This window comes from Streptomyces sp. NPDC085900 (assembly GCF_044540925.1).
GTDB classification, from domain to species: Bacteria; Actinomycetota; Actinomycetes; order Streptomycetales; family Streptomycetaceae; genus Streptomyces; species Streptomyces gilvifuscus.
This window is the reverse complement of sequence record NZ_JBITSP010000022.1, coordinates 1-12,431: the sequence shown is the minus strand read 5'-3', so window position 1 is coordinate 12,431 and position 12,431 is coordinate 1. Positions and strand designations below refer to the sequence as shown.

Sequence of the window (12,431 nt, the reverse complement as noted above, 5' to 3'; positions counted from 1 at the left end):
GCGAGCCGCTCGGAGAACACTGCGACTCACATCGCGACCCGTAGGGGCCGCTCCTCATAGGGCAACGTGCAGGCCGACGGCCCCGACGCCAGATCACTCATCACCATCACTCCCGTCATCACATCGCGCACGAGGCGGGCGGCGTGTCCGCCGCCCGCCTCGACTGGACCGATCGGGTCAGACGTCAATCACGTGCAGGGTGAGCGCGACGCCATACCCCCCGGTCAAGGCGAACAGCCGGCTGCCGTCCGGGGACCAGGCCAACCCGTGCGGACGCAGGTTCAGGCCGCTGCCCGGGTCCAGGTCGACGATCTGGGAGGACGCATCAGCGCCCGGGGCGAAGAGGAAGACGTCGGGGCCGTAGGAGTTGTCGATGCCGGCGGCGACGGTGCCGTCGGGCGCGACGGCGACCGCGTCCGGGTAGGCGCCGGTGGGGTAGATGTGCTCCACAGACAGGTCCGCGAGACGGAAGGCCAGGTGGTGGTACGGCGCACCACTCACCGCGAACAGCGTCCGCCCGTCGGGCGACAGTGCCAGGTCACCGACGTCGGAGATGCCGCCAGGGTTGTTCTGCGTGGCGCGCACGACGGGGGTCCCGGACGTCACGTCGTAGACGGTGACCGTGCCCGCGGTCGAGTGCTGATCGGCGGCGATCACCAGACCCGGCGCGTTGGGGGCGGACACCAGCATCGGTGGTCCGGGCCAGGTGCCCTCTGGGAGTTGAGCCAGCCTTACCCGGGGCCGGGCACCCAAGGTGAGCGAACCGAGGTTGCTCTCCCACTGGTCGCCGTAGGCGAACCAAAGCGTGCCGTCCACCCACGCCATGCGGAGCGGGGCGGTGCCGGCTCCGGTGGCATAGCGGGCCGTTGCCCGGTACGTGGCGGTGTTCACGGCGGCGATGGCGTCACCGCGGCTCAGGGCCACATACAGGGTGCCGGCGTCGGGGCTCAGCACCAGGTCGGCAGCGCCCGGCAGGCCGGTGACTGTCCGGGTGACACGGCCGTTGAAGTCGGTGACCACGACGGAGCCGGAGACGATGTCGGCTATGTACAGCCGCTGGTGCACGGCGTCGACGGCCATGTCTGCGTGGTACTCCACCGGCAGGGTGGTGGTCGTGATCGCCGGGGCCGCCGTGGCGCCGGGTGCGGCGCCGACGACAGCGCACAGGGCCAGAAGTAAGGCAGCGAGTACGGCTCTGAGCCGGATGCGTCGCATACGCACGTCTTCCTCACGTACGAGCGCCCCCACGGGCGCGATCGGCAGGAACAAGCGCCGCGACGTCTGCCCCGTCGCGGCAGGTCCATGCTCAATCGGCCTACGGACGAGCCCCGAAGACCGTGCTCTCGCCAGCGAGACATCGGGCCACGTCGAACACGAAGACCTCCAGGCCGACGTCACCCAGGCCGAAATTACCGACGCCGAAACCTTCGCCGCCTACGGACGCGACAACGCCACCATCACCGCCGCCCGTGCCGGGACATGCAATGGGCCAACAACCTCGCAACCCGCCTCCACTCACGAGTCGACGCCCCCAACAACGACCGGACACGCCAGAAAGATCCCAACCGCTGCAGTGATCGTTCGGAGCGGGTGCGGCTGCCGAGCCGGGCGACCGCCCGCTGCCAGGGCTCATAGCCCAGGCCCGCTTTCACCGTCATTCCCCACTGTCCCCCGCTCCACCCAGTGCGCTTGTGGTGCGGCGGTCGTCGGATCGGAACATGACTTGGTAGAGCCAGTCCGACAGCACGAACGCTTGATCACGCGAGAGCCGGATGGTGATCGCTTCCTCATCCACACCCTCGGACGTAGCCGCCTCGACCGGTGATCTCACAGGCCCAAGCCCCCGCGGTGACCAACACGCCTTTCAACCGTATTGGTGACGCGGTAACGGCGTTCGGGGGAGAAAAACTGCGCTCCTGGACGCCCGTCCACCAGCGCACGGCAGCACGGAAGACCTTCGAGAACACCGCACGACGCGACTCCGGGGAAACGGGCGTCTCCTACGACGCAGAACTGTCACCCGAGCGCATGGAAGCCGCCGACGCGGTCGGCCCCGGACGGGTGGGACGTCGCCTGGCAGTGCCACTACCGGATTCTCGCAGGCGCAGGGTTCCTGTTGAAGACCCTGGGCATCGAACATCGGCAGACCCATGGATGGGCGTGTCACGTGGCTTGAGCAACACTTCCTGACCGGGGCGATCGGCGCGTATCGTCCCGACATGGACACCACTGCCTCACCGCGCGTCCTCGTCATCGGGCTTGGAACCCAAACGTGACGTCGCGAGTGACGAGAAACGCAGCGAGGGCGGCGAACATCGCCCGCGCTGACTGTCGGGTCCACCCTCTTGGCTTCGAGGCGACGCGGCGATCCGGGTGAGGGGCAAGAGGTTCTGTCACCCGTCACTGTTATCGGTCCCGATGCCGCACATCAATGGCCGCTGGCTCAAGGCACATGCGGGGGGCTATCGGAGGCCGCATGGGTGTGGCCGAGGCTGATCTGCTTTGCGACCTCGCCGACCTGGACGAGGTTCTCGCCCACCCAATCGGCCGCAGGCGCTGCGGGCATTCGTCTGCAGGCAGACGAGCCGGTACAGGTCACCGTCGTACGCGACGGCTTGCTACGGCGGCGGTGGCCTCCGTCCGCGAATCGCAGGGGGGTCTCCCTGAAGGCCAGGACAATCATTGACTGATCAAGTACAGGGCCGTGAGGATGTGCGTCATGGTGCATCTCAGCACGCAGGTCTCGCACGGCGGGATGGTATTTCTGCTGATGTGGGGAGTCGGCGCGCTGTTCATGGGGTCGGTGCTCACCTCACGTAAGGGGTCCGGCTGGCTTCGCAGCACGGTCGCGGCTGGGTTACTGGCTCTAACAAAAGCGTTTGATCATGTGACTGTCGGCTTGATCGCTCGTTGATGCGGGCATGGGGAAGCGTCAGTCGCGGCCGTGGATCGTGTCGGACGAACTGTGGTCGCTGATCGAGCCGTTGCTGCCCGCACCCCCGCCCAAGCAGGTCGAGGGCAGGCCGCGGGTGCCCGACCGGCATGCTCTGTGCGGGATCCTGTTCGTGCTGCACACCGGCATCCAGTGGGAGTACCTGCCCCAGGAGCTCGGCTTCGGCTCCGGGATGACCTGCTGGCGGCGCCTGGCGGCCTGGAACGAGGCCGGCGTCTGGGACCAGCTGCACCAGTTGCTGCTGAATAAGCTGCGGTCGAAGAACCAGCTGGACTGGTCCCGGGCGGTGATCGACTCCTCCCACGTCCGGGCCGCCCGCAGGGGCCCAAAAGTGGACCCAGCCCGGTCGACCGCGCACGCCCGGGCAGCAAGCACCACATCATCACCGACGGCCAGGGCATCCCACTCGCGGCGTCGCTGACCGGTGGCAACCGCAACGACGTCACCCAACTGCTGCCCCTGGTGGACAAGATCCCGGCCGTTGCGGGCGTCGTCGGTCGGCCGCGCAGACGGCCCGACACGCTCTTCGCCGACCGCGGCTACGACCACGACAAGTACCGCCGGCTCCTGCGGCAGCGCGGCATCAAGCCCGCGATCGCCGAACGCGGACAGCCCCACGGCACCGGCCTGGGCACCTTTCGCTGGTCGTCGAGCGGACGATCTCCTGGCTGCATGGCTTTCGCCGCCTGCGGATCCGGTGGGAACGACGCGACGACATCCACGAGGCCTTCCTCGGCCTCGCTGTCTGCCTGATCACCCACCGACACGTCCAGAGGCTTTGTTAGGGCCAGTTAGAGGGCCGGCCCACCGACCAGTCCCGCGCTAAGAACTTCGGCAGCGTGCGGCTGATAGCGGCGGTGATAGCCGGAGCAGGCCTGATCGGCATCGGGGTGGCCGTGGTGCTCTTGGCGAGAGGCTGATCCGCGGCGGGGCCCTTCGCCCCCTGGCCGAATAGCAGCAGGAAACAGCCGGACGGGCGTGGCAGGCCGATGCCTGCGGCGCCCTCCCCGAAGCCTTCTTGGTGCGGCGCTGTACCGGGCCACCCAGTTCATTCACTGAGTCTTGGGCTTGGTACTGCCGAAACGGCGCTGGGCGATCGAAGCCGGAGCGGCTCGGTGTGAGAGCGGGACGGGCAATACAGGGCGGGCGGAGAGCCGGGGTGCCGCAACGGATTCGGCGTGGTGGGACTGGGAGCTGATGCCCTTGCAGAGCGTCGGGCCGCTGCGGTTTGGCAGGTCGGCTGCCGAGTTCCCCGCGGTACTTCCCTACGTGATCGAGCTGCGCCGGTCCCAGGCAGGCCGTTTTCGAGGACCGTGGGCGTGGAATTCGGCACGGGCCATGCCGAACCTGCGGTGTACGACTACTTCATTCGGCGGGCCGGTTGTTCTGCGTCGCGGTCGATGACGGTCGAATCGTTGACCGGTGGAGCTTTCTGCTCCATTTACTCAGTCCAACATCTACAGCGTCGACGCGTCGCTGGTCGGGCGGCAGGTCGAGCTGGTCTTCGACCCCTTCGACCTGCACGACATCGACGTCCAATTCAGCGCGAGCTCGATTCTCGTCACCCACTCCATGTGAAACCTCCGGCCAGTGGCCCGGAGGTTTGAGTCGGCTACTCATTTGCCGGGATCCAGCCGGTGGGCGAGGTGGTGGGCGGTGGCGCTGGTGAGGTCTCCGACGTAGGCCCCGACGATTTCGAAACGGCCGCCGGTGATCGAGGAGGTCACGGAGGGCCTGCCCCAGAGCTTGCCGTCGATGACGATGGCGAATCCGTTGCGCGGGACCGGGGCCCCTGCGATGGATCCGGTGAGGGCGGCGAAGCGGGTCCGGTCGGCTGGGCTGAGGGTCACCTCGACCTGCCAGGTGCCGTCGGTGGTGCTTTTCTCCGCCTTCGCGGAGCGCACAGAAAGGCATACGGCAAGCTCCTGGAGTTCCTCTATGCCGCCTCGGATACCACCTTGCCAGACATCCGGCCCCCGTGAACCTGAGGTATTCGGGCAGTTTCAATCTGGCACTGCTTCGGGCGAGGAGGCCGGCTCGCCCAGCTGGCGGCCGAGCACGGCACCACCATCCACCACCTGGTGCACCGGCGTCCACGCCGTTCACCCCGGACACTAGCCCCCCCGGGGGCAGAAAAAGGACCCCTTTCCGAACTCTCGCCGGACGGGTACGCACCCAGGGCGTAGAGCGGAGGGGCCGCTTTGGCCGCCGCGAGGCATGGCGTCGTGCGAAGGCCCGCGGTGGGCTGACGGCGGGCTGGAGAGTTGTCTACTCCGCAATCACGTACAGAGGAACGGTCGGCAGCCACGAAGGCTCATCAGGAGGCGAGCACGCGCTGGTGCAGCTCGGTGACGACCTTGCGGGCAGAGGAGATCGCGCCATGCTGCCAGGCGTCCAGATAGCTGAGGTAGTCGCCGGCGAAGTACACGTGCCCCTGGGCCGTGTTGAGCGGCGCGTACGCCGGTGCGTCGGGGCCACCGGGCATGGAGTGCCAAGCGCCTTCGAGGTAAGGGACGAGCTTCCACTGGTGGGAGTACGACGCGGCGAGTTCGCTGCGGTACTTGCCGCCGTGGATCTTGACGCCCTGGTCAAGGGCGCGTTCCAGGCGCTGGGCCGGGGTGAGCGCCGAGTAGACCTCGGAGTGGGCGCCCGTGTTGTAGTAGCCGATGATCAGGCCGCGTTCGCCCAGGTGTCCGTAGGACGGGTACCAGATGTGATCGAGGTCCAGGTCGGTCTCGGTGATGCCGCCGAAGATCCTGAAATCTCTCTCCCACCAGCGGCTCTTGTACTCGAGGCCGATCTTGGAGGCGTAGGAAGGCTTCACCGCCCGCAGGGCGGTCTGCACCGCGGTGCCGAGGTTGTGCGAGGTCTTGGCCAGGATGTGCGGGGCGAGGGTGGCGATGCAGTAGTCGGCCGTGATGGTGCGGGTGCGACCCTTTTGGGTGTAGGTGACCTGCACGCCGTCGGAGGTGTTCTTGATGTCGGTGACAGCTGCGCCGGTGCGGATCCTGTCCTCGCCTATGGCGCGGGCGAACGCCATGGGTATCCGGTCCATGCCGCCGACGGGCTGGAACATCAGCATCGCCTGGTCGTAGCCGAACTCGAAGGCGAAGTAGCGGCCTACGTTGGAGGCGAACACCTCGGAGAGGGAGGGTACGCCGCCGAGTTCCTCGCCGGGAGTGCCGGCGGCACCCGGGGCGACACTGAAACCACGGTGTTCGGTCCCCGTGTACGTGTAGTCGGAACCGAGCGAGCCGTAGCTCTTGAGAAAAGTCAGCAGCCGCTCCTTGTCGTCCGCCGTCAACTCGGCGTCCAGCGCCCCAGAGTTCGTAGCCTTGGACAGCAACTCGGAGACGTAGCCGTAAACGTCGGCCTTGGCGGTGCGGTACTGAACCGGCGCCTTCATGCCGGTGGTCTCGTTGTAGATGAGCGCGCTGGCGTTGGGTTCGTGAAGACCTCGACGGGCACGCCGAGTTCGCGGCAGTAGTCGAGCGTGACCATCCATTGGGCGATGCGTGCGGGGCCGGCGTTCATGTACTGGCCCTTGCCGAATCGCGCGGTCTGGCTGACACCGTTGATGTCGGTCAGCCGGTCGCCGCCGCGTACGGTGAGGTTGCGGCCTCCTACGCGATCGCGTGCTTCGAGGACCGTACAGTCATAGCCGGCCTTGCCGAGTTCGTAGGCAGAGGTGAGGCCGGCTATGCCGCCGCCGATGACGACGACCTTGGCGGGCCTGCCCTTGCGACCCTGGAGCGTGAAATCGCTGCGCCGAGGGGCGCGGAACGGTGCTTCCTTCTCTGCTGCGTAGGCGGCGGTGGGGGCGAGACCGAGCGCCCCCATCGTGGCGAACATGGCGCCCGCACCGCCGGTCACACCCACACTGCGAAGAAACGCGCGTCGGCTCGTTCCCGTTCCGACCTGAAGATCTGCCACGATGGGCTCCCCTTCCGATCTTGAACGACGAGGGAAGCGTGCCAAGGGGCGGTTACGGCGTACTGCGCATTCGTGTATCCCGCACGTTTCTGCGGGAGCCGAGCCAAAGAGACGCCGGTCCGGACCGGACGCACCCGACGCGGGGGCCTGCTCGACCGCGGCGAGGCTCTTCTTTCTTCGCCACCCAGGAATCTCTACGCCATCCAGGCACCGCTCACCGCGCGCTATGTGGTCGCACGGAACCGGACAGCCCGGTCGCTCACCGACGCACCGCCGCCCTCCCGGGGCGATGGCATGTAACTCAAGATCAAAGCCTTCGCGCTAACGGCTTGTCCGTTGGTTGCAGTCGAGCCCGGGCCACCCCCGGTTGCCCGCCGGTCGCGCAGCACGATCAACGCTTCTAGCGTGGAACAAGGAGCATTCCACCGCGGTCGCCATTTCTGTCCGATTGGGTGCCCAGCCGTAACGCGCCGGCCTTCGGGCCCACACCGCACGGCAGGGAGGAGACGATGGGTGATGGGCACTGACTGGCAGCTGCGCGAATCCGGCCCGGCAGACGCCACCAACACAGTGCTACTGCTTCCCGGGGGCATGTGCAGCGCCGACTCGTTCGCGGAGGTGATGGCGCAACCCGTTCTCGGAGGGCTGCGCCTGGTAGCCGCGACCATGCCAGGACACGCAGGGGCGGCACCTCTGGAGGACTGCAGCATGGCGTCCTACGCCCGGGTTTCGGCGGAGCTGGCGGTCGAGATCCGGGCGGATGTCGTGGCCGGGTTCAGCATGGGCGCCTGCGTCGCGGTGGAGATGGTCACCTCCGGCGCGTTCACCGGGCCGGTCGTGCTGTCGGGCGTCAGCCTCAGCTCCCCCGACGAACCCGCCTTCTTCCGCACGCTCGTGGCGCTGGGCCGCGTACTCGGCGGCATCCCGGTCAGGCTGCTGGGCAAGGCGACCGGGGTGATGCTCAAGCACATGCGGATGTCCACCGAGCGCCAGGCCGAACTGCGCGCCGACTTCGACAGAAACGACCCGGCAGTCATGCGGTGGATCCTGCTGGAGTACACGCGATGGCTGCACCAGGATGAGCAGCGGGCCGTCCGGCTGTGCCAGGCTGGCGTGCCGACCTGGATCATCCATGCCGAGAAGGGTGACGGCGGGCTCACCGACGCCGAGCGCAGCACCCTGAAGGCCTGCCCCAACGCCCGGGTGGTGACGATCCCGGGCTCGGTGTTCTTCCTTCCGGTGGAGGCTCCCGAACCGCTGGCCGCCGCCATCGCTGAGGCCGTCGCCCCTACTACCCACCCGTAGCCGGGGATGATGCGCCACCACAGCACGAGTCAGCCGGGACTCACCGGCTGCGTTGCATCAAGCAGCCCGCGCATAGAGGAACAACAGGTTGTGCGTCGGCGAAGGCAGACGGTGTCGGGGCGGGTGGTACGTCGAGCGTCCGCTTGCGACCTTGGGGAGTTGGGAGCCGCGCGACGTGCTGTTCGTGGCCTCCGAGGTCAAGCATTCGGCGGACCGCGAAGGGTACGTGTCGTCCAGCAGGCGTCCGCTCCAGTCGGCCCCGTCGGCCCACTGGACCTCGTCCTGCCGCTGGACGTAGACGGGGGTGCCCTTCTCGGTCAGCAGGCGGGGCGCGGGTACGCCCGTGCCGTTGCCCAGCCGCCACCTGGTCATCCTGTGATGCCGGAGCCAGGCCGCGGCGGCGAGTCGGGGCGCCGCCGCTCCCGTGACCAGGGCCGTCACAGTCCCACTGGCTGCCATTCCTGGTTGGAGCCGCCGTTGGCGGGCCACTGGATGATCTTGGCGCCGTCGGCGGTGGATCCACTCTGCACGTCTGCCCACAGTCCGCTCCTAATGTTGACGAGGCGGTAGTAGCCGCTGGTGGCCGCCGGAACGAGCTTCCACCACTGGTGGGTGCCGTCGACGTCCGACCGCTGGTCCAGGGCTGTGCCGTTGCTGTTGGAGCCGCCCGGGACGTGGAGCACCTTGCCGCTGTTGACGTTGGACAGGCGGAACGAGCCGTCGTAGTCGGGGAGCAGCTTCCACTGCTGGTTCGCGCCGCCGGACCACGTGTACTGGATGACAGGCCCGCCGTCGGAGGCGGAGGAGCCGGAGACGTCCATGACCTTGCCGCTCTTGCGGTTGACCAGCTTGAGTGCTGCTCAACCGCGGCGACAGCCCGGCGACCCACCACGAAGGCGTCCTCGGTCAGCCCGAACGGAAGCCGGTTCACCCTGAAGAACGCCTGGACCGGCCGGTGCACCGAGAGCGCCGGCACGATCAGCGCCGCCGGCCCGGCCCACGGCGCTGCCCTCTTCCGCGTCGCCCGGGCCGAAGGCAAGCCCGGCGTCCCGCACGTCGCCGCCGGCCTGCCCCAGGCACCAAGGCCGGCGGCGACACGGTGCCGGCCGGCATTGCCCCGTGGGCGCCGGCGGTGATGAGGCGCCGGTCGAGGTCGAGGTCCGCAACGACAGCCCCCGGTCTGTCTTCGTTCCCCACGTCGAGCCAGCTACCCCCACCGGATGGACCGCTCGCCCGACCGGTATCGCGCCGAAACTGCTGATGCCGGACCGCTCCGCGACCTTGACCTCCGCGGTCATCCTGCCGGACAGCGCGAGTCCCATGTCGGAGCGACCGTGGCGAGCGCCCTTCTTCCGGACGTCCGCACCGGCTCAGCGTTCATGCGGCACATCCACGGCGTCCAGGCACCCACGCACGCTCACGCCCTCACTGTCGGCTCTCCCAGTCCCGCAGCCATTGTTCGAACTCTGCGGCGACGATGCGCTCGTCCTGCACGCCGGCTGCGTCGTCGCAGGCCAGCCAGACGATGGGCGGCCCCATCACCGCGGGACTCAGGAACCCGTGGCCCTCGGTGGCGACGTCCGGGGGCAGCATCCCGGTGACCGTCGCGCCTCCGGGCAGCAGCAGGTTGACGGTGACGCCCGTGCCCCGCAGGTCTGCCGCCATGATGCGAGACAGCGCCTCGCTGCCGGCACGCGACGGCCCGTATGGAACGAAGCCAGCGCGTTGCATGGTCGAGTGGTTGATCGAGATGTTGACGATGCGGCCACCGCCGGATGCCAGCATCCGTGGCGTGACCTCGCGGGCGCCGGCATCGGCATGCGCACGGTCAACCCGCGCTTCATGACACAGCCGCAGGGCTTCTGGGAGGTGCCGTCCGACGCCTTCCGCGCGGTGATCGACACCAATCTGACCGGCTACTTCCTGGTCGTCAGCGCGACGGAGGCTCCCGCAGCGGCCAGGGTTGAGGCCATGGCGAGTCCGAGTCCGCTCGTCCCGCCGGTCACCAGCACCTTCATCGGATCACCTCTGTCCAGACAACCGGCCTGACCAGGTCAACATCGCGCTCACCGGCGCGTTCACGGTCGCCGTTCGCGACCGTGGTCCTCGGTGGCAGGGCGTACCCGTCGGGCGGAAGTCCATCCCCGGAACTCTAGGGATTGGAGCGCGCTCGAAGCCAAGCCGCAGCCGCTGTCGCGGCTCGTCCGGGTGACAAGCCGAGGTCGTACAGGTGCCGCCGCCCGTGGCCGGCCGGGTGACGCGGCGGCCTGCATGCGCCTCAGCACGCCCCCGTCATTCCGTACCCTCAGCACCCGCTGGCCCGCGTCCTCGCGGCTGCTGTGAGGGCATCCGTCACGCCGGTACGCGGATGCTCGCAATGCCGAGCCCGCACGGCCGCCGTACATGGAGCAGATCGCCGCGAAACTCACCGCGCACGGTTGCGCCGCGGTCGTCCAGGACGTGTGCGGCAAGTTCGGCTGCCGGGCGAGACCGTGCCCTTCGTGCACGAATCCGAGGACGGCTACGCCGCGTCCTCGTCGCCTGCAACTTCGGCCGGCCGGGCATGCGGCGCACGGACGATCGCCCACTACGTCGCACCGGACGCGAATTCTTCGACGGGCAAGGCGGCTGTTCTTGTCGCGCGGCAGGCGGAACAGGACCGCGGGGTGACAGCCCGGGGAGGCGGGAAGGTAGACGTCGGTGGCGAGTTCGACGGTGTCGCGTGTGGGCACCATGTGCTGCGTGGCCGTCGCGCTCACGGGCGCGCGGCCGATGCGCTCGTAGGCGATGGGCACACAAGGTCCTTTTCCGGATGTTGCGTTGCAGGTGGCGCGGCGTTGCGTGACCCACCCGGGCCGGGGCACGGCGGACAGCAGACGCGGGGTATCGATGGCTTCTTCCGCGACCGGGCGGGCTTCGCGGACGTCGTCCAGGCTGATCTTGCGTCGCAGCCTGATGGGCATCGTGCGAAGTCTCCCCATTTCGAGGTGGCCGACCGGTGGTACCGGCGATACCATCGGTACCATGCCTCAGCCCAAAGCGATGAACCTACGATTTCCCGACCCGGCCCAGCGCGCAGCGATCGAGGCCGCAGCGCGACAGGAAGGCGTCAGCTTGCAGGAGTACATCCTGTCCGCTGCCTACGCCCGTGCCACCGCGGTGGAGACGCACTTCCTCGACGCATTCGGCAAGTCGATGGCTCGCAGCGGCGACGCCTTCGCTGAAGCGGCCGGCTCCGCTGAGCCCGACAGGGAGCGTCGTGCTGCGGAGCTCGCCGCGCGGCGTGATCTTGAGGAGCAGGAGCGGGGCAACGTCGCGTGACTCGGCAGGAACCGCTTCACCCCCTCGATGTGACTTTTCTGCTGCATGCTGCCGAGCTGCTGCCCGGTGATCCGCAGGTGGACGATTACGGTCCGCTGTACGCGGCGGTGGCCCGGGTCAATGCCCGGGCGCTGGAGCGCGATGTGTACGGGTCCCTGTATCTGAAGGCGGCGGCGCTGTTGCAGACGCTGGTGCGGCTTCCGTGCCTGGAGCACTCCAACGAGGCGTTCGCGTGGCACTGCGCGGAGGCGTATCTGGTGCTGAATGGGTGCCGTCTTGAGTATCCGCCGAAGGAGGCGGTAGCCCTGGTGCGAGACGCGGGTTCCGGTGCGTTGGGGGTTGGCCTGGTGGGTCGTCAGCTGCGTGCTTGGAGCGTTGCTTGACCTTCTTGATGCAGATCGCTGTGCGTCCTTGTGGGCGCCCGGTGCGTGGGAGTTGTTCAGGAGTCGGGGGCGCACAGGAGGGGGATGATCAGTTTCCTCGTCCAGGTGGTCCGTTTCACGCCTTCGGGTGGGTCGTCGAGTGCCGTGCCGACGCGGCGCAGTGGTCGTAGGCCGCCGGTCAGCAGTCCGAGGGTGGGGTGCAGGGCCAGAGCGGCCTCAGCCAGCTGGACCGGGGGTTCCCGCGACGCACTTCCTGGTGCGCGCGTGCAATTGTGATTACGCCCTGCCCGGCAACGGCGGGCGGACCTTCTACTGGCGATGGCCGGGCGTCCCGGCTGGACGGATGGGCGACGGCAGGGCGGGGTAACCGTCGAAGCCGAGGGCGACGGCGAAGCGCGCCACGGACGGCTGGTTGACCCGGGCCAGTTCGGCCAGCTCCATGCTGGACAGGAAGGGCACGTCGGCGGCCCGGCGCACCATGCTGTGCGCGATGCGCCGCTGGGTCGGCGTCAGCCGGTGCCCCTCGAAGAGCGCCT

General features: G+C 68.4%; 11 protein-coding genes and 3 pseudogenes. 6 read left to right on the top strand and 8 right to left on the bottom strand.

What is annotated here, in order from left to right:
* Positions 1-177: 177 nt before the first annotated feature.
* On the bottom strand, positions 178-1,215 hold the full coding sequence (locus ACIGDI_RS42080; protein WP_399907986.1) for a YncE family protein: 1,038 nt from the start codon (positions 1,213-1,215) through the stop codon (positions 178-180).
* Positions 1,216-2,719: 1,504 nt separating this feature from the next.
* Between ACIGDI_RS42080 and ACIGDI_RS42075 the strand changes: the two genes are divergently transcribed.
* The 3 genes and pseudogenes from ACIGDI_RS42075 (at position 2,720) to ACIGDI_RS42065 (ending at position 4,531) form a co-directional block, all read left to right on the top strand.
* On the top strand, positions 2,720-2,914 hold the full coding sequence (locus ACIGDI_RS42075; protein WP_399907984.1) for a hypothetical protein: 195 nt from the start codon (positions 2,720-2,722) through the stop codon (positions 2,912-2,914).
* Between the two features lie 7 nt (positions 2,915-2,921).
* Positions 2,922-3,738, top strand: a pseudogene (locus ACIGDI_RS42070) (IS5 family transposase).
* Positions 3,739-4,375: 637 nt separating this feature from the next.
* Positions 4,376-4,531 (top strand): hypothetical protein, encoded by a 156-nt coding sequence (locus tag ACIGDI_RS42065; RefSeq protein ID WP_399907982.1) that lies wholly within the window; start codon positions 4,376-4,378, stop codon positions 4,529-4,531.
* Between the two features lie 38 nt (positions 4,532-4,569).
* Here ACIGDI_RS42065 and ACIGDI_RS42060 read toward each other — a convergent pair whose 3' ends face one another.
* On the bottom strand, positions 4,570-4,857 hold the full coding sequence (locus ACIGDI_RS42060; RefSeq protein WP_399907981.1) for a SecDF P1 head subdomain-containing protein: 288 nt from the start codon (positions 4,855-4,857) through the stop codon (positions 4,570-4,572).
* Between the two features lie 413 nt (positions 4,858-5,270).
* A pseudogene (locus ACIGDI_RS42055) lies at positions 5,271-6,805 on the bottom strand (flavin monoamine oxidase family protein).
* Positions 6,806-7,402: 597 nt separating this feature from the next.
* Between ACIGDI_RS42055 and ACIGDI_RS42050 the strand changes: the two are divergent.
* Positions 7,403-8,191 (top strand): alpha/beta fold hydrolase, encoded by a 789-nt coding sequence (locus ACIGDI_RS42050; protein ID WP_399907979.1) that lies wholly within the window; start codon positions 7,403-7,405, stop codon positions 8,189-8,191.
* A gap of 57 nt (positions 8,192-8,248) precedes the next feature.
* Here the strand turns inward: ACIGDI_RS42050 and ACIGDI_RS42045 are convergent, their stop codons facing one another.
* From ACIGDI_RS42045 to ACIGDI_RS42030, 4 genes are all read right to left on the bottom strand, one after another.
* The gene (locus ACIGDI_RS42045) at positions 8,249-8,563 is read right to left on the bottom strand and encodes a hypothetical protein (protein ID WP_399907977.1); all 315 of its coding nucleotides are present in this window, start codon (positions 8,561-8,563) and stop codon (positions 8,249-8,251) included.
* Positions 8,564-8,628: 65 nt separating this feature from the next.
* Entirely contained in the window at positions 8,629-9,039 is a 411-nt protein-coding gene (locus tag ACIGDI_RS42040) for an RICIN domain-containing protein (protein WP_399908082.1), read from the bottom strand.
* Between the two features lie 577 nt (positions 9,040-9,616).
* Positions 9,617-10,042 (bottom strand): SDR family oxidoreductase, encoded by a 426-nt coding sequence (locus ACIGDI_RS42035; protein WP_399908079.1) that lies wholly within the window; start codon positions 10,040-10,042, stop codon positions 9,617-9,619.
* Between the two features lie 65 nt (positions 10,043-10,107).
* Positions 10,108-10,164, bottom strand: a complete 57-nt coding sequence (locus ACIGDI_RS42030) for a hypothetical protein (RefSeq protein ID WP_399908076.1) — start codon at positions 10,162-10,164, stop codon at positions 10,108-10,110.
* A 1,051-nt stretch (positions 10,165-11,215) separates the two neighbouring features.
* Here ACIGDI_RS42030 and ACIGDI_RS42025 point away from each other — a divergent pair.
* Together ACIGDI_RS42025 and ACIGDI_RS42020 are read left to right on the top strand one after the other, a co-directional pair.
* On the top strand, positions 11,216-11,512 hold the full coding sequence (locus ACIGDI_RS42025) for a DUF1778 domain-containing protein (RefSeq protein WP_399907975.1): 297 nt from the start codon (positions 11,216-11,218) through the stop codon (positions 11,510-11,512).
* Positions 11,509-11,895, top strand: coding sequence for a fic family toxin-antitoxin system, toxin component (locus ACIGDI_RS42020; protein WP_399907973.1), 387 nt, complete (start codon positions 11,509-11,511; stop codon positions 11,893-11,895). The genes ACIGDI_RS42025 and ACIGDI_RS42020 overlap by 4 nt, the downstream gene beginning before the upstream one ends.
* Before the next feature lie 339 nt (positions 11,896-12,234).
* Here ACIGDI_RS42020 and ACIGDI_RS42015 read toward each other — a convergent pair.
* A pseudogene (locus tag ACIGDI_RS42015) lies at positions 12,235-12,431 on the bottom strand (MurR/RpiR family transcriptional regulator); the annotation flags it as partial.